Source organism: Pseudomonas borbori, from assembly GCF_900115555.1.
In the GTDB taxonomy this organism is placed as follows: Bacteria; Pseudomonadota; Gammaproteobacteria; order Pseudomonadales; family Pseudomonadaceae; genus Aquipseudomonas; species Aquipseudomonas borbori.
On sequence record NZ_FOWX01000004.1, the window covers coordinates 89,298 to 108,418 of the forward strand.

The 19,121-nt window shown below is 65.6% G+C and carries 14 protein-coding genes; 6 read left to right on the forward strand and 8 right to left on the reverse strand.

The genetic code is table 11. From position 1 onward, the window contains the following. Nucleotides 1–183: 183 nt before the first annotated feature. From BM315_RS04140 to BM315_RS04155, 4 genes are all read right to left on the reverse strand, one after another. A complete protein-coding gene (locus BM315_RS04140; protein ID WP_090498110.1) occupies nt 184–1,995 on the reverse strand; it encodes a DAHL domain-containing protein in 1,812 nt (603 codons plus the stop codon). After that, a complete protein-coding gene (locus BM315_RS04145; protein ID WP_090498113.1) occupies nt 1,992–3,005 on the reverse strand; it encodes a cytochrome-c peroxidase in 1,014 nt (337 codons plus the stop codon). The genes BM315_RS04140 and BM315_RS04145 overlap by 4 nt, the downstream gene beginning before the upstream one ends. Before the next feature lie 60 nt (nt 3,006–3,065). Continuing rightward, complete coding sequence (locus tag BM315_RS04150) at nt 3,066–5,357, reverse strand: putative bifunctional diguanylate cyclase/phosphodiesterase (protein WP_090498115.1); 2,292 nt, start codon at nt 5,355–5,357, stop codon at nt 3,066–3,068. A 216-nt stretch (nt 5,358–5,573) separates the two neighbouring features. Beyond that, on the reverse strand, nt 5,574–6,938 hold the full coding sequence (locus BM315_RS04155) for a CYTH domain-containing protein (RefSeq protein WP_090498118.1): 1,365 nt from the start codon (nt 6,936–6,938) through the stop codon (nt 5,574–5,576). Nucleotides 6,939–7,050: 112 nt separating this feature from the next. Here BM315_RS04155 and BM315_RS04160 point away from each other — a divergent pair, with 112 nt between their 5' ends. From BM315_RS04160 to argA, 4 genes are all read left to right on the forward strand, one after another. Beyond that, nucleotides 7,051–7,728: a TIGR00153 family protein gene (locus BM315_RS04160; RefSeq protein WP_090498121.1), complete on the forward strand. Its 678-nt coding sequence runs from the start codon at nt 7,051–7,053 to the stop codon at nt 7,726–7,728. A 39-nt stretch (nt 7,729–7,767) separates the two neighbouring features. Further along, complete coding sequence (locus BM315_RS04165; RefSeq protein ID WP_090498124.1) at nt 7,768–9,030, forward strand: inorganic phosphate transporter; 1,263 nt, start codon at nt 7,768–7,770, stop codon at nt 9,028–9,030. Nucleotides 9,031–9,104: 74 nt separating this feature from the next. Continuing rightward, entirely contained in the window at nt 9,105–10,259 is a 1,155-nt protein-coding gene (gene argE / locus BM315_RS04170; RefSeq protein WP_090498126.1) for an acetylornithine deacetylase, read from the forward strand. 101 nt (nt 10,260–10,360) lie between these two features. Next, nucleotides 10,361–11,659, forward strand: a complete 1,299-nt coding sequence (gene argA / locus BM315_RS04175; RefSeq protein WP_090498128.1) for an amino-acid N-acetyltransferase — start codon at nt 10,361–10,363, stop codon at nt 11,657–11,659. Between the two features lie 100 nt (nt 11,660–11,759). Here the strand turns inward: argA and rmf are convergent, their stop codons facing one another. The 4 genes from rmf to BM315_RS04195 all read right to left on the reverse strand — a co-directional run bounded on the left by rmf (nt 11,760) and on the right by BM315_RS04195 (nt 16,639). Beyond that, nucleotides 11,760–11,963: a ribosome modulation factor gene (gene rmf / locus BM315_RS04180; protein WP_090498130.1), complete on the reverse strand. Its 204-nt coding sequence runs from the start codon at nt 11,961–11,963 to the stop codon at nt 11,760–11,762. Nucleotides 11,964–12,074: 111 nt separating this feature from the next. Next, nucleotides 12,075–13,655 (reverse strand): glutamate--cysteine ligase, encoded by a 1,581-nt coding sequence (gshA, locus tag BM315_RS04185; protein WP_090498132.1) that lies wholly within the window; start codon nt 13,653–13,655, stop codon nt 12,075–12,077. 263 nt (nt 13,656–13,918) lie between these two features. Further along, the gene (locus BM315_RS04190) at nt 13,919–14,305 is read right to left on the reverse strand and encodes a PaaI family thioesterase (RefSeq protein WP_090498134.1); all 387 of its coding nucleotides are present in this window, start codon (nt 14,303–14,305) and stop codon (nt 13,919–13,921) included. 3 nt (nt 14,306–14,308) lie between these two features. After that, nucleotides 14,309–16,639, reverse strand: a complete 2,331-nt coding sequence (locus BM315_RS04195) for a Tex family protein (protein ID WP_090498137.1) — start codon at nt 16,637–16,639, stop codon at nt 14,309–14,311. A 281-nt stretch (nt 16,640–16,920) separates the two neighbouring features. Between BM315_RS04195 and ompR the strand changes: the two genes are divergently transcribed. Both ompR and BM315_RS04205 read left to right on the forward strand, forming a co-directional pair. Continuing rightward, complete coding sequence (gene ompR / locus BM315_RS04200; RefSeq protein ID WP_090498140.1) at nt 16,921–17,655, forward strand: osmolarity response regulator transcription factor OmpR; 735 nt, start codon at nt 16,921–16,923, stop codon at nt 17,653–17,655. 111 nt (nt 17,656–17,766) lie between these two features. Continuing rightward, complete coding sequence (locus BM315_RS04205; RefSeq protein ID WP_090498143.1) at nt 17,767–19,080, forward strand: ATP-binding protein; 1,314 nt, start codon at nt 17,767–17,769, stop codon at nt 19,078–19,080. Nucleotides 19,081–19,121 lie beyond the last annotated feature (41 nt).

Here is a 19,121-nt window from a genome sequence, read left to right on the forward strand (position 1 = left end):
GGTGGCGCAAGACTGCGCTTGGCGTATGCAACTCAGCTGCTCCATCAGACACTCCTTGTGGCAAAACGCGAGCGGCTCATTATGGCGCGTCTGCGCGCCTTCGTTCGAGTATCTTTGTGCGGCAACGGCCCAGCCGGCGGGCAAAGTTAGTGGGCGATGCCTGCGGGCTTGGCGGTGGCTGCCTCATGACCCGCCCTGCACGGTATGGACGGGCAGCTCCAGGACAAAGACGGCGCCCTGGCCCGGCCCATCGCTATGGGCGGTCAGGGTCGCCTCCATCTCCATGGCCGCCAATGCGCAACTGTGCAAGCCGAAGCCGTGACCGTCCTGGCGCGTGGTGAAACCGTGGGCAAAGATCCGGGTGAGGTTTTCCGTCGCGATGCCTTCGCCATCGTCGCGCACGCAGATTTGCAGGTTGCCCGCCTCCAGCAGCTGCACGCTCAGGGTCAGCGCGTGTGCAGGCTTGTCCTGGGCCGACAGCGCCTGCTTGGCGTTGCTGATCAGGTTGACCAGGATCAGCAGCAGCCGATGCTTGTCCAGCAACAGCGGCGGCACTTCGGCGAACTCCCTGATCACGGTGACCTGGTGACGCTGCAGCGCCCCGGCATTCATGCGCAGGGCATCCTCCAGCAGCTCGGTGACCCGCACCGCTTCGAGCATGCTCGAGGCACCGGCATAGGACTGCTGGGTGGCGACTATCTCCTTGATGTGGTCGACGCTTCTGGTCAGGTGTTCGAGTTCTTCGGCGATGCCCTGCTGCTCGTCAGCGAGCGCTTCGACCAGTTGGCTCAGATAACCCGGCAGCAGCTTGCCCTTGGCATCGCGGCTGAAGAAATCGCCCAGATCTGCGGCGTGCTGGTTGATCAGCTGCACCGCCTTGGCCAGCCCTTGCGACTTGGAGTTGCGTACCCGGCGGCTGACCAGGTCGGCCGAGACATTCACGCTATTGAGCACGTTGCCGACGTTATGCAACACGTTGGTCGCGATCTCGGCCATGCCGGCCTGGCGCGCCGTGGCCACCAGTTCGCTCTGGGTCTCGCGCAGTTCGCGGGTGCGCTGCTGCACCCGCTGTTCCAGGCCGTCGTTGGCCTCCTGGAGCTTCTTGTTGACCCGGTTGATGACCGCGTAGCTGTGGATCAGCCGGCCACCCACATACAACAGGAGGCCCGCGAGAATCGCGGAGAAGAGCAGCACGTACTCGTGATAGCGCAGGTCCTCTTCGGCCGACTGCAGTTGGGCCTGGTCGATGAGCCGATGCAGCTCGTCGAGACGCACCGCCATCGGCACAGCACCGATGCGCTCGACCAGGCCGTTGACCAGCGGCTGCTCGCGCAGGATGGTGCGGACATGCGTCATCAGGATCGCCAGCGCCGCCTGCAGGTCGGGCGGCAGCAGGGCCTTGTCCGCCGCCAGACGGTCCAGGCCCGCCTCGACCTCGGCGGCTCTGTCCGTGGAGGTTGTCTGGGCGTATTCCAGGGTGCTCAACACGGCATCGTGCAGGTCGGCCACCACTGCCGTCTGTTCGATCCGGCCGCTGCCGCCGAGCTGGCGTAGCGGGGTGTGGATATCGTTTTCGGCGATGGGCAGGAACGCCAGGGAGTTGCGCAATACCGCGTTATGCGACTTGAAACGCTCGATCAGCTCGCTCTTGTCCTCGAGCGCCTGCAGGTAGGCCTCGCGCCCGCGCTGCCAATCGGGCGAGTCGCTCCACGCCTGCAGGCTTACCAGGGTCTCCAGTCTGTCCCACTGGGCTCTCAGCGCGGTCAAGGGTTCGACCAGCGGGTCGTAGTCCTGGTTTATGCCGATCTTGGATTTCAACACGTTGAGTTCCCATTGCGCGTCCAGCTGCCTGAGCTGCCGCAGCAAGGCCAGAGACTCGAAAGACGCCGAGGGGTCGTGCTCTTCGGTCTTGGCGAACAGAAACGTCAGGGTCGAGGCGAGCGCCACGGCTGTTACCATCATCAACAGCCAGCTCGGGCGTATGACCAGGCTCATGGCTGCGGCCCTGCGCGTTCGCCGGTCAGGGTTTCGAGAAACTTGACGATCGATTGCATATCGGCTTCGGAGGCCACACGGCCGAGCTGATACTTGAACATGACAGCCACCGCTTCCTCGAGGGTCTTGGCCGTGGCGTCGTGAAAGTAAGGCGCGGTGAGGGCGACATTGCGCAGGCTGGGCACCTTGAACACGTGCTTGTCGGCCTCGTTGCCGGTGACCCGGAAGCGTCCCAGGTCGGCTGCCGACGGATTACCCCGCGCCTGGAAGTAGTCGCCCATCACGCCGAACTTCTGGAACATGTTGCCACCGATATTCACCCCCTGGTGGCAGGTGATGCAGCCGTACTGCTTGAACTTCAAATAGCCGGCCTTCTCCTCGGCGGAGAGCGCAGCCGCATCGCCGCGCAGGTACTGGTCGAAGCGCGAGTTGGGCGTGGCCAGGCTGCGCTCGAAGGTCGCGATGGCATTTGCGATGTTCGCCTGGGTGACCCCGTCCGGGTAGGCGGCGGCAAAGGCCGTGCGGTAGTGGGCGTCCGCCGCGACCTTGCCGATGACCTCAGGCCAGGTCGAACCCATCTCGACCGGGTTCTGGATCACGGCGTCGATCTGCGCCTCCAGGGAGCCTGCCCGGCCGTCCCAGAACTGCCTGAAGTTAAGCCCGGCGTTGAGCACGCTCGGCGTGTTGACCGCCGCCCGCTGGCCTGAGAAACCGAGGGAAAAGGCGCGCTGGTCGGCACCGCCGCTCGCCAGCTGGTGGCAGCTGGCGCACGACAGGCTGTCGTTGGCAGAGAGGCGCACATCCTGAAACAGCCGGCGACCCAGTTCGGTCCGCGCCGGGTCCAGATCCTGGACCAGGGGAATGGGTTTGATGGGTTCGTCGAGCGGCGTTGCGCCGATCTGGGCCACGAGCCCGCATGGCAGGGCGATTACCCAGCTCAAACCGGCGGCGGACAGTTGCTTGCGGCCTGGCCATGCTGTCCTGAACAAAGCTGCGGTAACCCGACCCATTAGCCTGCCCTCCCTGCAATTCCCTGCGTTTCGGCCCCGAAGGGAGGCTGTCCGTTACGCTCACGCGCGGCCCTGCGGCGGATTGGGCGCAAGGGCCAGCTCCTCCTCGTCAGCCCGCACCAGGATGCGGCCCTGGCGCAGCAGTTCGCTGGCGCAGGTGCTGTCCACCGCTTTGCTGAAATAGAAGCCTTGCGCCTGGTTTGTCGAGCCGGCCGAGATCAGCAGGGCTCGCTGCTCATGGGTTTCCACGCCACCGGCAATGATGCCGATGCCCAGCTCGCGGGCGAAGTTGATGATGGCGCGGATGGTCGTGGCGCTATCCGGATCCTCGCTGGCCGAGTTGATGAAGGACTGGGCGATCTTCAGGTGGTTGACCCGGTAGGTCTTGAGGTAGTCGAACGAGGAGTATTCGGCGCCGAAATCGTCGATGGCGATCTTCACGCCTAGTTCTCGCAGCTGGGGCAGCACGTCGTTGCGGGTCCATTTGGTCTGGGCCAGGGTGGCCTCGGTCACGTCGAATTCCAGGTCGGCGGGGGCCAGTCCCCATTTGGCGATGGTTACGCTGACATCGCGCACCAGTTCCTGGCCGCTCTTGATCTGGGCCAGCGAGAGGTTGATCGCGATCAGCGGTGGGGCCATGCCCGCATCGCGCCACTGGCGCATTTGCCGGCAGGCCTGTTCCAGCACCCAATGGCCGAGCGCCACTATGCTGCCGGTTCTTTCCGCGATGTGGATGAACACATCGGCGGCGAGCAGGCCGCGGGCGGGGTGATTCCAGCGTACCAGCGCCTCCATGCCGAGAATTCTCCCGGATGACAGCTCGACCTGGGGTTGGTAATACAGCTCCAGCTCGTCCTGATCGATTGCTCTTTTCAGGTCATTGGCCAGGGTTACCCGCTCCAGTACCTGCTGGTCGAGCTCCTCGGAGTGAAAGTGGTACTGGTTGCGGCCCTCTTCCTTGGAGCGGTAGAGCGCCAGGTCGGCCTGGGTCAGCATGGCATCCGCTCCCGCGCTGCCCGGCGCATAGGGGCAGATGCCGATGCTGGCCGAGATGCGCACCTCGTTGCCGTTGAGCGAGTAGGGGCGCGCCAGGGTGGTCTGGATATTTTTCGCCAGCGCGCCGGCGTTCGCCGGCTCGCCCATGTGCAATTGCAGGATCGCAAACTCGTCGCCGCCCAGGCGGGCGACCACATCGCTCTCGCGGGTACAGTCCTGGATGCGCGCGGCGACTTCCTGCAGCAGCAGGTCGCCGACCGGGTGGCCGAGGGTATCGTTGACTTCCTTGAAGTGGTCGAGGTCCAGGTAGAAGATCGCGAACGCGGGGGCGCCGCGCTCGGCCGCGGCGAAGGCCTGGCTCAGGCGCTCGATGAAGGTCGCCCGGTTGGCCAGGCCGGTGAGCCCGTCGGTGCGGGCGAGCAGGGCGATTTTCTCCTCGGCCAGCTTGCGCTCGGTGATGTCGAGAATGATGCCTTCGATCTCGATCAGCCGGCCCTCGCCGTTGCGCACCGGGACATAGCGGTTCTCGACCCAGCGGTAAGTGCCGGCACCGGTCAGCAGGCGGAATTCGATCGAGGCGCCCTGGGCGCTCTTCTCCAATACCCGGCCCATCGCCGCGTCGAGCATCTGCAGGTCGTCCGGGTGGACCAGCTCTTGCGCCCAGTTCGGCGAGGCGACCAGGCGGGCGGCATCGTGGCCGAACTTGGTGATGTTGTGCGAGATGTACATCAGGGGAAAGGCTGGCTCGCCGCGCAGGCGGTAGAGGATGGTCGGGCTGTTGCGCACGATGATGTTGGCGTCGGACAGCTCCTTGGTTCGTTCCTCGACCGCCTGTTCCAGGGCGCTCATCTTCATGGCCGCGTCCTGCGTCATCTGCCACTTCACGGTCAGCGCGCTGGCCAACTGGCGGATCTCGATCGCGTCGAAGGGCTTCTTCAGGATCAGCAGGCGGTCGCTCAGGTCGAGGCGCTCGGCCATTTCCTCCCAGGAATAGTCGGAGTAGGCGGTGCAGAGGGCCACCTGCAGCTGGGGATCGGCTTGCCAGAGCCGCTCGACGGTCTCGACCCCATCCCAGCCGGGCGGCATGCGCATGTCGATGAACGCCATGGCATAAGGCCGACCCTGCGCCAGCGCGCGGGTGAGCATGGCCAGGGCTTCCTGGCCCTGATGAGCGGAGTCGAGTTCGAAGACGTGCTGCACGGGTGGGGCGTCGCCGAACAGGGCCGCCTCGGCGGCGGCCAGCATGGCTTGGCTGTCCTGGCCGGTGCCGAGAATCTTGCGGAAGTCCTGGTGGATCGCCGGGTTGTCGTCGATTAGCAGAATGCGCCGGTTGCCGGCATAGGGCGGCCTGATCATTGCTGGAGCCTCCGGGAGATGGACTGTGCGAAGGGCGGCGCCGGGTCGCTGCGCTCGCCTTTGCCTCTCGATGGCTCCGTCATGACCAGTGCTCCGCTGTTCAAGTCCCGGTCAGTGTAGGCGCTATGGCCGATTCTGTCGGTCAAACGGGTTTAATTCGCATTTCTGTGATTTGCACCCGCCGGGATTCCGACGACCAGCGCTGCTGCGTGGCGCTTACTTCACCAGCATTCTCCAGGCCTTCAGCGATGCCACAGTTTGGGCCTGGGCTTGGCGTGCGGCCAGCGACTCGGCGTCGATGGGACGCTGGGCCTGTTCGCTGAGTTTGCTCAGCTCGCCATACAGACGGTCGACTTCCGCCACCTCCAGTACGCTGCGGGCCATGCGCAGCCAGACCAGCAGGCGCTCGATGCGCGGCAGTTGCTCGGCGAGGTCTTCCGGTTGCTTCTGGTAGCGGTTCAACTGCAGCTCATGGCCTTCCTCGGCCAGCAAGGTCGGCAGCCAGTTACCCAGCGGTGCGGCGCCCTGGCGATTGCCGCGGTTGTTGCGGCTGGTCGTCCAGCCCTTGGTCAGCAGCCAGCGCGAGCTGATCAGGGAGAACTGGCCCCAGCGCGTGCCCTGCAGTTCGCTGGCGAACTGCGCGGGCGCGGCCTGGCGTGCGGCATCGTCGAGTTGGCCGGCCTGGACCCGTGGGCGCCAGTCGTGGAGCAGGGCGTCGAGGGTCTGGCGCAGTTCGCTGCTGCTGCTGCGCGGTGCCGCCTGGCCGAGGCTGCCGATCAGTGCGCGCAGGTCGACCAGTTGTTCCAGCCAGTCGACCAGCAGGCGCCAGTGGCCATTGAAGCGGTATTGCTCGGCCAGGCGCTGGCTGCTGCCGAGCAGGTGCCAGGCGATGGCGGTAAAGCCGTCGTCCAGGCTCATTTCGGCGTTCAGTTCGGGGGCCGGCAGGCTGAGGCTGTAACTGTTGGCATCGAACAGGCGGTAGCCGCGCTCGGCCTTGCTGATGTCGCACGGCATCAGTGGCAGATCGCTGGCGAGTTCGGCGGCCAGCTCGAGCAGGGCTGCAGGTTCGCCCTGGCGCAGCTCCAGTTCCAGCTCGCAGATTTCCTCTTCGCCTTCGCCGGCGATCACCTTGCCCAGATCCAGCGCGGCCTCGATTTGCACCTTGGCCTTGCCGCGACCCCAGGCGATGTCGGCACGCTGGCGGACGAAGTCGGTGCTGAACAGCGGTTGCAGCAGGCTCTTGTCCAGGTCGGCCAGGGCCGCCGGCCAGCAGCTGTCGTCGAGCTTGCTCAGGTCCAGCTCGGCCTGATCCAGATGCCAGTCGAACTCATTGCGTTCGGACAGGCCCGCGACACTCTGGCCACGGCTTTTCAGGGTCTGGATAAAGGCATCGCCATCGCGGCGAATGCGCAAGGCGACCTTGGCCCGGGCCAGGTCGCGAGCGGGCGTGTCGAAATACTGATTGAACAGCTCGCGCTGTTCCCAGCCGCTCTTGTTGCGCTTCTTCAGCAGTGGGTGCTCGCGCAGGGCTGCCAGGGTGTCGCGGCTGACCCGCAATTTGATTTCGGTTTCTTTGACCATGATGGTGAGCTAAGCGCCTACTGTGAAATTGTGACTGTCTGATGATGCGTGCTGGCGAGCTTTTCGAGCGATCCGTATACTTGCCGCCTTCTTTAAAGCCGGGGTTCACCCTATGCCGCTCAATCCATTCGCCAGCCTGTTCGGTCGCTCGCCCATCGGGCCGATGCAGAAGCACTTCGCCAAAGCCCATGAGTGCGCCGCACACCTGGTGCCGTTTTTCGACGCCGTGATGGCTGAAGATTGGGTCAAGGTGGAGCAGGTGCAACAGGACATGGCGCGGCTGGAGGGCGAAGCCGACAAACTGAAGAAAAGCGTACGGTTGCACCTGCCCAAGAGCCTGTTTCTGCCAGTGCCGCGTTCGGATCTGCTTGAGCTGCTGAGTGTACAGGACAAAGTTGCCAACCGCGCCAAGGACATCGCGGGCCTGATGCTGGGGCGCGAAATGGCCGTTCCACAGGCGTTGCAGCCACTGATGCGGGCCTTCGTGCAACGCACCGTGGATGCCAGCGCCCAGGCGCTGAAAGCCATGAACGAGCTGGACGAGCTGTTGGAAACCGGCTTTGGCGGGCGCGAAGCCGCCCTGGTCGAATCCATGGTCGAGGAGCTGGAGCAGATCGAGCGCGACACCGATGTGATGCAGATCGAAGTGCGTCGTGCCCTGTTCAAACTGGAAAAGGATCTCCCTCCGGTCGACGTGATGTTCCTCTACCAGATCATCGAATGGATCGGCGATGTCGCCGACCGTGCCGAGCGAGTCGGCAATCGACTGGAACAACTGCTGGCGCGTTAAGCGCCAGTGTCCTTTCTGGAATCTACGGATTAATTATTTATGTCTCTGATTGCGGACTACGGCCTCGTATTGCTGCTGCTCGCCTGCCTCTTCGGCTTTTTCATGGCCTGGGGCGTGGGCGCCAACGACGTGGCCAATGCCATGGGTACCTCGGTGGGTTCCCGCGCACTGACCATCAAGCAGGCGATCCTGATCGCCATGGTCTTCGAGTTCGCCGGCGCCTACCTGGCCGGTGGCCAGGTCACCGAAACCATCAAGAGCGGCATCGTCGACGCCTCGATGATCACCCCGGACCTGATGGTGCTGGGCATGATGTCGGCGCTGCTGGCGGCCGGCACCTGGCTGCTGATCGCCTCGACTCGCGGCTGGCCGGTGTCCACCACCCATTCGATCGTCGGTGCGGTGATCGGCTTCGCCGCGGTCGGCGTGTCCATGGACGCGGTCAACTGGGCCGGGGTCGGCCCGATCGTCGCCAGCTGGGTGATCTCGCCGCTGCTCTCCGGGATAGTCGCCTTCGGCCTGTTCGTCAGCGTGCAACGGCTGATCATCGATACCGACGAGCCCTTCCTCAACGCCAAGCGCTTCGTGCCGCTGTATATGTTCGCCACCGGCTTCATGGTCAGCATCATGACCCTGACCAAGGGCCTCAAGCATATCGGCCTGAACCTCTCCAGCAACGAGGGTTTCCTGCTCTCGCTGGGCGTCGGCGCACTGGTGATGCTGCTGGGTGTCGGCCTGCTCAGCCGGATCAAGATCGACGTCGAGGCGGACAAGGACTTCCACTACGCCAGCGTGGAGAAAGTCTTCGCCGTGTTGATGATCTTCACCGCCTGCTCCATGGCCTTTGCCCATGGCTCCAACGACGTGGCCAATGCGGTCGGTCCGCTGGCGGCCATCGTCGGGGTGATCCAGTCCGGCGGTGAAGCGGTCGGGGCCAAGGCGGCGCTGCCGGCCTGGGTGCTGCTGCTCGGCGCCGTGGGTATCGTCATCGGCCTGGCCACTTATGGCTACAAGGTGATCGCCACCATCGGCAAGGAAATCACCGAGCTGACCCCGAGCCGCGGTTTCGCCGCCGAGCTGGCCACCGCCACCACCGTGGTGGGGGCCTCGGCCATCGGTCTGCCGGTGTCCACCACCCACACCCTGGTCGGTGCGGTGCTGGGCGTCGGTCTGGCCCGCGGTATCGGCGCGCTGAATCTGGGCGTGATCGGCAAGATCTTCATGTCCTGGCTGATCACCCTGCCGGTCGGTGCGGTTCTGGCCATCGTATTCTTCTATATCCTGCGCGGCATCTTCCTCTGAGTTAGTCCCGCATTACGGTTCCCTCTGCGTCGGCGTTGCCCCTATGATGGCGGCAACGTCAGCGGAGACCGCCAATGCCCCTGCCTTCCTTCAAAGAGCAATTCGCCGCGCTGATCGCCGCGCCTTCGGTGAGCTGCACCCAGGCGCGCTGGGATCAGTCCAATCGGCCGGTGATCGAGCTGCTCTCGAGCTGGCTCGGCGACCTCGGTTTCGCCTGCGAGGTGCAGGAAATCAGGCCGGGGAAATTCAATCTGCTCGCCAGTTACGGCAGCGGCCCTGGCGGCCTGGTGCTGGCCGGGCACAGCGACACCGTGCCCTTCGATGCAGCCTTGTGGCAGAGCGATCCGCTCAAGCTGACCGAGGTCGATGGCCGCTGGGTTGGCCTCGGCAGTTGCGACATGAAGGGCTTCTTCGCCCTGGTCATCGAGGCGCTGCAACCCTTGCTGACGCAGCGCTTCCGTCAGCCGTTGCTGATCCTCGCCACCTGCGACGAGGAAAGCTCGATGTCCGGCGCCCGCGCCCTGGCTGACGCCGGCCGGCCGTTGGGGCGGGCAGCGGTGATCGGCGAGCCGACCGGGCTGAAGCCGATCCGCCTGCACAAGGGCATCATGATGGAGCGCATCGACATCCTCGGCCAGAGCGGCCATTCCTCCGACCCGAGCCTCGGCCACAGCGCCCTGGAGGCGATGCAGGACGTGCTGAACGAGCTGCGCGGCCTGCGCGGCCAGTGGCAGCGCGAGTTCAACAACCCGCAGTTCGGCGTACCGGTGCCGACCCTGAATCTCGGCTGCATCCACGGCGGCGACAACCCCAACCGTATCTGCGGTCAGTGCTCGCTGGAGTTCGACCTGCGCCCGCTGCCGGGCATGCAGCCGGAACTGCTGCGTGCGGCGATCCGCCAGAAGCTGCAGCCGCTGGCCGAGCGGCATCAGGTCAAGATCGACTTCGCCCCGCTGTTTCCCAGCGTGGCGCCCTTCGAGCAGGCCGCCGATAGCGAGCTGGTGCGCCTGGCCGAGCGCCTGACCGGACACGGCGCGGCTTCGGTGGCGTTTGCCACCGAAGCGCCTTATCTTCAGCAGCTTGGCTGCGAGACCCTGGTGCTCGGCCCCGGCGATATCGACTGTGCCCATCAACCGGGCGAGTACCTGGAAATGTCACGTCTCGAGCCGACCGTGCGTCTGTTACGTGAGTTGATCCAACACTACTGCCTGCAACCTGTGAAAGCCTGAAGGGGAGCCCTGATGCTGCTGCGACGACGCTAGTTACCTTCTCTCAGCGCGAGAAGCGTTGTTTCCACCTTTACTTTCGTCATTGCTCTACAGGCTCTCACATGCACGACTACGTCAATTGGCTGCGCCATGCCTCGCCCTATATCAACGCCCACCGCGACTGCACCTTCGTCGTGATGCTGCCGGGCGAAGGCGTCGCCCACCCGAATTTCGGCAATATCGTCCACGACCTGGTGCTCCTGCATAGCCTCGGCGTGCGCCTGGTGCTGGTGCACGGTTCGCGTTCGCAGATCGAGGCGCGCCTGGCCGCGCGCGGGCTGACCCCGCACTTTCACCGCGACCTGCGGGTCACCGACGGGGCGACCCTGGAGTGCGTGATCGATGCGGTCGGCCAGCTGCGCATCGCCATCGAGGCGCGCCTGTCGATGGACATGGCCGCTTCGCCGATGCAGGGCGCGCGCCTGCGCGTGGCCGGCGGCAACTTCGTCACCGCGCGGCCGATCGGCGTGGTCGACGGCGTCGACTATCACCACACCGGCGAGGTGCGCCGGGTCGACCGCAAGGGCATCGGCCGCCTGCTCGATGAGCGCAGCATCGTGCTGCTGTCGCCGCTGGGCTATTCGCCGACCGGGGAAATCTTCAACCTGGCCTGTGAGGACGTGGCCACCCGTGCGGCCATCGACCTGGGCGCCGACAAGCTGCTGCTGTTCAGTGCCGAGCGCGGTCTGCTCGACGAAGAGGGCAAGCTGGTGCGCGAACTGCGTCCGCAGCAGGTGCCGACTCACCTGGCGCGCCTGGGCAACAGCTACCAGGGCGAATTGCTCGACGCCGCGGCCCAGGCCTGCCGTGCCGGGGTCAAGCGCGCGCACCTGGTCAGCTATGTGGAGGACGGCTCGCTGCTGACCGAGCTGTTCACCCGCGATGGCGGCGGCACCCTGGTCGACCAGGAGCAGTTCGAGTCATTGCGCGAGGCGAATATCGGCGATGTCGGTGGCTTGATCGAGTTGATCAGCCCGCTGGAGGAGCAGGGCATCCTGGTGCGCCGTTCGCGCGAGGTGCTCGAGCGCGAGATCGAGCAGTTCAGCATCGTCGAGCGCGACGGCCTGATCATCGCCTGCGCCGCGCTGTACCGGATCGACGACTCGGACTACGGCGAGCTGGCCTGCCTGGCGGTCAACCCGGATTATCGCCATGGCGGCCGCGGCGACGAATTGCTCGAACGCATCGAGGCGCGCGCCCGTGCCCAGGGCCTGAAGCACCTGTTCGTCCTCACCACCCGCACCGCCCACTGGTTCCGCGAGCGCGGCTTCGTGCCCAGCAGCGTCGACCGTCTGCCGGCCGCGCGCGCCTCGCTGTACAACTTCCAGCGCAATTCCAAGGTGTTCGAGAAGGCGTTGTAGGCGTACGAGAGCTGCGTAGGATGGACGACACTTTGTCCATCCTCCAATAGCGATGCTGGATGAAAAGGCGTCATCCACCCTACAAGGGCATTGCCCGGGCTCAGGCGCTCTTCTGCTGACGCAGTTGTTGTTCGTGGCCGTCGTCCCAACCGGCTTCCCAGGCAGCGGCAAGCACCTCGGCGCTGTGGCCGTGGCGGCTGCTGGGTTGGCCGGTGAGGCCCGCCATATAGCCTTGCTGGTAGACCTTGTTCAGGCTTTCCAGGCTCCAGTGGCGGTCGTCCTCGGGGTGGGCGTCGGACTCCATGGGCACCGCTCGGGTTGCTCGCTCTGTGCCTATGCTAGCTGCGCCTGGCCGCCTTGGCGGGGCTAGCGGTCACGGCTTTTGCTCCGTTGCTGGTTTTTGTGACCGGGTCGACTAAATCCCCAGGGCCAGGATGCTCGCCTGGTAGGCTGCGGCAAAGCTGTCGAAGTCGCCCTCTTCCCGGGCTTCCAGCTCCGCCTGCTCGCGCAGTGAGCGTGCGCTCGCCGCTTCGAAGTCGGCCTGTTGCTCTGCGCTCAACGTTTGGCTGCGGAAATAGTCGGCGTGCTGCTTGCTCTGGCGCAGGGCGAACTGGCTGAAGCTTTCGCCCTGCTGCAGCTGCGCCAGCACCTGGGCCGAAGGTGTCAGGCTAGCATCGTCGATCTTGGCGCGCTGCAGTTGCAGGGCATGGCTGTGCGCCTGGTCGCCATGGCTCTGGTCGAGCAGGCTGGCCGTTTGCTGGATGCTGTCGAGCAGTTGGTGGGCCCAGGCCTGCAGCGCCACGGGTTGGCCCCGGTGCTGCAGGTGCAGGTTTGGACGGCGACCCTCCTTGACCACCTTGAGGAAGTTGTCGGTGCAGGCGTGGCATTCGTCGCCGCCCAGTGGCGGGCTTTCCTGCAGGGCGCAGAACAGCAGGAAGGCGTCGAGGAAGCGCGCCTCGACCAGGTCGATGCCCAGCGGCAGGAAGGGGTTGATGTCCAGGCAGCGCACCTCGATATATTGCACGCCACGCGCCATCAGGGCCTGGATCGGTCGTTCGCCGCTGTGGGTCACGCGTTTCGGGCGGATGTTCGAGTAGTACTCGTTCTCGATCTGCAGGATGTTGGTGTTGAGTTGCAGCCATTCGCCATCCTTCTTGCTGCCGATTTCGACATAGGGCGGATAGGGCGTGGCGACCGCCTGGCGCAGACTGTCGGTGTAGCTGTTCAGGTCGTTGTAGCAGGGGGTCAGGCCGGCCTGGGCGCTGCTCTGATAGCCCAGGTCGCTCATGCGCAGGCTGGTGGCGTAGGGCAGGTACAGGGTATCGCCATCGAGTTGCTGCAATTGGTGCGGGCGGCCGCGCAAGAAACCTGCATCCAGGGCTGGCGAGGCGCCGAACAGGTACATCAGCAGCCAGCTGTAGCGGCGGAAATTGCGGATCAGGGCGATGTAGCGCGCCGACTGGTAGTCGCGCGCGGCGCAGGTATTGCCCTCGTCCTGCTGCAACAGTGGCCACAGGCTGTCGGGCAGGGAGAAGTTGTAGTGAATGCCGGCGATGCATTGCATGGTCTTGCCGTAGCGCAGCGCCAGACCCTTGCGGTAGATGTACTTGAGCTGGCCGATATGCGAGCTGCCGTACTCGGCGATTGGAATCGTCTCCTCGTCCGGCAAGGCGCAGGGCATCGACGGGCTCCACAGGTACTCGCCGTCGAGCTTGCTGTAGACGAAACGGTGGATCTGTTCGAGATCGGCCAGGGTGATGGCCGGGTCGGGCTCGGCCGGGGTGATGAACTCCAGCAGCGCCTCGGAATAGTCCGTGGTGATCCGCGGGTGAGTCAGCGCCGAGCCGAGTGCGACCGGGTGCGGGGTCAGGGCCAACTGGCCGTCGCCGTCGACGCGCAGGCATTCGCGCTCGATGCCGTGCAAGCACTGGGAAAGCAGGGAGAGGTTGGCGCGCTCGCCGAGCAGGGCCAGGCGGCGGGAGAACAGGTCGCTCAAGATTGCATTCCTTTACGCATCGTTCGGCCCAATATGGGGGCGAATCGATTGCTCTACAAGGGGGGGCCGGTAACGGCGAATTGCACCGCCGCTGTCCGCTCCGGGCGCGGCACGGCCTGGTTATCCTAGCCCGGTCTGGGCGCCGGCGATTGCACGCCGGCGAAGGCCGCTTGTGCCTTTGCGACCCGTTTGTCGCCTGGATGCACGTCGGCTCCGGGCACCCGGGGCCGGCGGTCGCGGTCGGCGCCGCCGGCTATGGCGGCTCACTTGCAGATGAAGGTGGCCTGGGCCGTGGCGACCAGTTTGTCGCCCTGCTGCACCCGCGCCTCCAGCACATGCACCTTGCGTCCGGCATTCAGCACGCGGGCGTTGCAGACTATCTCGCCCTCATTGACCGCGCGGATGTAGTTGACCTTGCATTCCAGGGTCATGCTGCCGGCCTCGCCGCCGAACAGGCTGTGGCTGGCCTGGCCGAGCGCGGTGTCGATCAGCGAGAACAACGCGCCGCCGTGCATGCGTCCGTGCAGATTGAGCAGATGGTCCTGCATGCTCATGCGCACCTGGGACTCGCCGTTCTCGGCTTTCTCGATGGTCATGCCGAGCAGCTTGCTGAATGCGCTGTCCTGGCCGACCGGGGATGGCTGGCTCATGGCTTACTTCCTCAGTTGCTTGGCGTTGGCGAACAGCGAGGCCATGGCGGCATTGGCCGGGGCGGGCTTGTCCTGTGGGCTGTGCCGCTCGTTGCGCGGCGCATTGCCACGGGGGGCGCCGGCACCGCGCGAAGGGCCGCCACGCGGCCCTTCGATTTTCTCCCCGGGGGTGTCGCTCATGCGCATCGACAGGGCGATACGGTTACGCGCGATGTCCACCTCCATCACCTTGACCTTGACCACGTCGCCGGCCTTGACCGCTTCGTGCGGGTCCTTGATGAATTTCTCCGACAGCGCCGAGATATGCACCAGACCGTCCTGGTGCACGCCGATATCGACGAAGGCGCCGAAGTTGGTGACGTTGGTCACCACGCCTTCGAGGATCATCCCCGGTTCGAGATCCTTGAGGGTCTCGACGCCGTCCTGGAACTCGGCGGTCTTGAACTCGGGGCGCGGATCGCGGCCGGGCTTTTCCAGCTCCTGGAGGATGTCGCCGACGGTGACCAGGCCGAAGCTTTCGTCGGTGAATTGCTTCGGATCGAGGCGCTTGATAAAGGTCGCGTCGCCGACCAGCGAGCGGATGTCGCGGCCGGTATCGGCGGCGATACGCTGCACCAGCGGGTAGGTTTCCGGGTGCACCGCCGAGGCGTCCAGCGGGTTGTCGCCGTTCATCACGCGGAGGAAACCGGCGGCCTGCTCGAAGGTCTTCTCGCCCAGGCGCGAGACCTTCTTCAGGGCGTCGCGGGTCCTGAACGCGCCATGGGCGTCGCGGTGCGCGACTATGTTCTGCGCCAGGGTCGCATTGAGCCCGGAGATCCGCGCCAGCAGGGCGGCCGAGGCGGTGTTGACGTCGACGCCGACGGCGTTGACGCAGTCTTCCACCACCGCGTCCAGGCTGCGCGCCAGCTTGAGCTGGGACACGTCGTGCTGGTACTGGCCGACACCGATGGATTTCGGGTCGATCTTCACCAGTTCGGCCAGCGGGTCCTGCAGGCGGCGGGCGATCGACACCGCGCCGCGGATCGACACGTCGAGGTCGGGGAATTCCTTGGCCGCCAGCTCCGAGGCCGAGTATACCGAGGCGCCGGCCTCGCTGACCATCACCTTGGTCAGCTTCAGCGCCGGGTGTTTCTTGATCAGTTCGGCGGCCAGCTTGTCGCTTTCGCGGCTGGCGGTGCCGTTGCCGATGGCGATCAGGTCGACGCCGTGCCTGGCGCACAGCTTGGCCAGGGTGTTGAGGGTGCCGTCCCAGTCATTGCGCGGCGCGTGCGGGTAGACGGTGGCGGTGTCCAGCAGCTTGCCGGTGGCATCCACCACCGCGATCTTGCAGCCGGTGCGCAGGCCCGGGTCGAAGCCGAGGGTGGCGCGCGGGCCGGCCGGGGCGGCCAGCAGCAGGTCATGCATGTTGCGCGCGAATACCGAGATCGCCTCGTCTTCGGCACCTTCGCGCAGCTCGCCGAGCAGGTCGGTTTCCAGATGGGTGTAGAGCTTGACCTTCCAGGTCCAGCGCACCACTTCGCCCAGCCACTTGTCGGCGGCGCGGCCCTGGTTGCTGATGCCGAAGCGCTCGGCGATCATGCCTTCGCAGGGGTGCAGGGTGCCGGGCAACTCTTCGCCGACCTTCAGGCTGGCGCTGAGGAAACCTTCGTTGCGCCCGCGGAAAATCGCCAGGGCACGGTGCGAGGGGGCACTCTTGAGTTTCTCGTCGTGCTCGAAGTAATCGCGGAACTTGGCGCCTTCCTGCTCCTTGCCGGCGATCAGGCGGGCGCTGAGGGTGGCGTTGTCCTTGAGGAAGCCGCGCAGGTTGGCCAGCAGGGTGGCGTCCTCGGCGAAGCGCTCCATGAGGATGTACTTGGCGCCTTCGAGCACCGCCTTGACGTCGGCGTAGCCTTTCTCGGCGTCGACGAAGCGCGCGGCTTCGCTTTCCGGATTCAGTGTTGGGTCGCCAAACAGCGCATCGGCCAGTTCGCCGAGGCCGGCTTCCAGGGCGATCTGGCCCTTGGTGCGGCGCTTCTGTTTGTACGGCAGATACAGGTCCTCGAGGCGGGTCTTGGTCTCGGCCAGGTTGATCTCGCGGCTCAGCTCCGGGGTCAGCTTGCCCTGTTCCTCGATGCTGGCGAGGATGCTGGCGCGGCGATCGTCCAGCTCGCGCAGGTAGCGCAGGCGCTCTTCCAGGTTACGCAACTGGGTGTCATCCAGGCTGCCGGTGACTTCCTTGCGGTAGCGCGCGATAAACGGCACGGTCGAGCCTTCGTCGAGCAGCGCCACGGCGGCGGCGACCTGTTGCGGGCGCACGCCCAGTTCTTCGGCGATGCGGTTGTTGATGCTGAGCATATGAAAAGCTACCCACACTGAAACGAAAAACCGGCCACGCAGACTACGGGCCAGACGATAGAGCGCGGCATTATAACCATGAGCTGCCATGAGGAATGAGGGGCGGCCGGGCGAAAGGGCAATCCGGGCCGCGCTGCACGCCCATTCCCGTGCCCCAAGGCGGCGACGAAAAATCTGCTAACAATGGCCACCCCGGTAATCGCGGCGGCTGAGCCATAATGCCGGCATTGGAAACTGTTCACGTCCGACGGACGGTGCAGATTCCCGGTCAAGGAGCTTCTATGAGCAGCACTGCACTTCCGCTTGAAGGCGAGAAAATTCTGGTTGTCGATGACGATGCCCGCTTGCGGCGCCTGCTCGAGCGCTTCTTCGAGGAGCAGGGCTACCGCGTGCGCACGGTGGAAAACGTCGAGCAGATGGATCGCCTGCTGGCCCGCGAGCTGTTCCATCTGGTGGTACTCGACCTGATGCTGCCGGGCGAGGACGGCTTGTCGGCCTGCCGCCGGCTGCGCGCGGCGAACAACCAGGTGCCGATCATCATGCTCACCGCCAAGGGCGACGAAGCCAGCCGTATTCAGGGCCTGGAGCTGGGCGCCGACGACTACCTGGCCAAACCCTTCAACCCGCGCGAGCTGCTGGCGCGGATCAAGGCCGTGCTGCGCCGCCAGGCGCCGCTGGTGCCGGGCGCACCGGGCAGCGAGGACGAGAGCGTGAGCTTCGGTGAATACGAGCTGTCCCTGGCCACCCGCGAGCTGAAGAAGGGCGACGAGGTGCACATGCTCACCACCGGCGAGTTCGCCGTGCTCAAGGCCCTGGTCCAGCACGCCCGCGAACCGCTGACCCGCGACAAGCTGATGAACCTGGCCCGCGGCCGCGAGTGGGACGCCCTGGAGCGCTCGATCGACGTGCAGATCTCGCGCCTGCGCCGGCTGATCGAGCCGGACCCGTCCAAGCCGCGCTATATCCAGACGGTCTGGGGCGTGGGCTATGTGTTCGTGCCGGACGGCAATAAATGACGTCGGCGCAATGATCGACCGTAGGAGCGGTGGGAGACACCTTGTCCCATGCCCGCGATCCGCAGTCCAATCGCGGGCATGGCCCGCTCCTACAGATCCTTGTAAGGGCCTATGAAAACCCCGCTGTGGTTCCCGCAAAGCTTCTTCGCCCGCACCCTCTGGCTGGTACTGATCGTGGTGCTGTTCTCCAAGGCGCTGACCCTGGTTTATCTGATGATGAACGAGGATGTGCTGGTCGACCGCCAGTACAGCCACGGTGCGGCGCTGACCCTGCGCGCCTACTGGGCGGCCGACCCGGAAGACCGGGCGACCATCGCCGAGGCCGCGGGCCTCAGGCGCACGCCCCGCGAACAGGTGCCGGCCAGCGAACAGCACTGGCCCTACAGCGAGATCTTCCAGCGCCAGATGCAGGCCGAGCTCGGTCCCGACACCGAGGTGCGGGTGCGCGCGAAAAGCCCGCCGGCGCTGTGGGTGCATGCCCCGACACTGGGCGAGGACTGGCTGCGGGTGCCGCTGTACCCGCATCCGTTGCGCGGCCAGCGGATCTGGAGCGTGCTCGGCTGGTTCCTCGCCATTGGCGTGCTCTCCACCGCGGCGGCCTGGATCTTCGTGCGCCAGCTCAATGCGCCCTTGAAGCGCCTGGTGTTCGCCGCCCGTCAGGTTGGCCAGGGGCGCAGCGTGCGCCTGCCGGTGAGCGATACGCCGAGCGAGATGACCGAGGTCTATCGCGCCTTCAATCAGATGGCCGAAGACGTCGAACAGGCCGGCCGCGAGCGCGAGCTGATGCTGGCCGGGGTGTCCCACGACCTGCGCACGCCACTGACCCGCTTGCGCCTGTCCCTGGAACTGTTGAACAACGACTCCGAACTGACCGAGGACATGGTCCGAGATATCGAGGACATGGACGCGATTCTCGACCAGTTCCTCGCCTTTATCCGCGATGGCCGCGACGAGCCGGTGGAAGAGCTCGACCTGCTCCAGTTGATCCGCGAAGTGGTGGCGCCCTACAACCAGCAGCAGGAGCTGGTGCGCCTGTGCCTGGAGCCGGTACCGCTGTTCCCGCTACGGCGGGTATCGATCAAGCGCTTGCTGGTCAACCTGATCGAGAACGCCCTGCGTTATGGCGGCAATGCGGTCGAAGTCGCCGTGTCGGTATCCGGCGACTGCAGCGCGCCCTACGTGGTGCTCAGCGTGCTCGACCGCGGCGCCGGTCTCGATCCAGCCGAGCTGGGCAGCATTTTCAATCCCTTCATCCGCGGCGACCGTGCCCGCGGCGGCCAGGGTGCCGGACTCGGCCTGGCCATCGTCAAGCGCATCGCCGCCCTGCACGGCGGCAGCGTCGAGCTGCGCAATCGCAGCGGCGGCGGCCTGGAAGCCAGGGTCTGTCTGCCGCTGGGGCTGCTGCTGCCGCGCGACGCGGTTTAGCGGGGAAACTGGTTTGGAGGGGAAGGAGGAATGAGGCAGCG

What these genes read in the sequence shown, in the direction of transcription:
- BM315_RS04140 (WP_090498110.1), bottom strand. Translation starts at nt 1,995, where the DNA reads ATGAGCCTGGTCATACGCCCGAGCTGGCTGTTGATGATGGTAACAGCC.
- BM315_RS04145 (WP_090498113.1), bottom strand. Translation starts at nt 3,005, where the DNA reads ATGGGTCGGGTTACCGCAGCTTTGTTCAGGACAGCATGGCCAGGCCGC.
- BM315_RS04150 (WP_090498115.1), bottom strand. Translation starts at nt 5,357, where the DNA reads ATGATCAGGCCGCCCTATGCCGGCAACCGGCGCATTCTGCTAATCGAC.
- BM315_RS04155 (WP_090498118.1), bottom strand. Translation starts at nt 6,938, where the DNA reads ATGGTCAAAGAAACCGAAATCAAATTGCGGGTCAGCCGCGACACCCTG.
- BM315_RS04160 (WP_090498121.1), top strand. Translation starts at nt 7,051, where the DNA reads ATGCCGCTCAATCCATTCGCCAGCCTGTTCGGTCGCTCGCCCATCGGG.
- BM315_RS04165 (WP_090498124.1), top strand. Translation starts at nt 7,768, where the DNA reads ATGTCTCTGATTGCGGACTACGGCCTCGTATTGCTGCTGCTCGCCTGC.
- argE (WP_090498126.1), top strand. Translation starts at nt 9,105, where the DNA reads ATGCCCCTGCCTTCCTTCAAAGAGCAATTCGCCGCGCTGATCGCCGCG.
- argA (WP_090498128.1), top strand. Translation starts at nt 10,361, where the DNA reads ATGCACGACTACGTCAATTGGCTGCGCCATGCCTCGCCCTATATCAAC.
- rmf (WP_090498130.1), bottom strand. Translation starts at nt 11,963, where the DNA reads ATGGAGTCCGACGCCCACCCCGAGGACGACCGCCACTGGAGCCTGGAA.
- BM315_RS04190 (WP_090498134.1), bottom strand. Translation starts at nt 14,305, where the DNA reads ATGAGCCAGCCATCCCCGGTCGGCCAGGACAGCGCATTCAGCAAGCTG.
- BM315_RS04195 (WP_090498137.1), bottom strand. Translation starts at nt 16,639, where the DNA reads ATGCTCAGCATCAACAACCGCATCGCCGAAGAACTGGGCGTGCGCCCG.
- ompR (WP_090498140.1), top strand. Translation starts at nt 16,921, where the DNA reads ATGAGCAGCACTGCACTTCCGCTTGAAGGCGAGAAAATTCTGGTTGTC.
- BM315_RS04205 (WP_090498143.1), top strand. Translation starts at nt 17,767, where the DNA reads ATGAAAACCCCGCTGTGGTTCCCGCAAAGCTTCTTCGCCCGCACCCTC.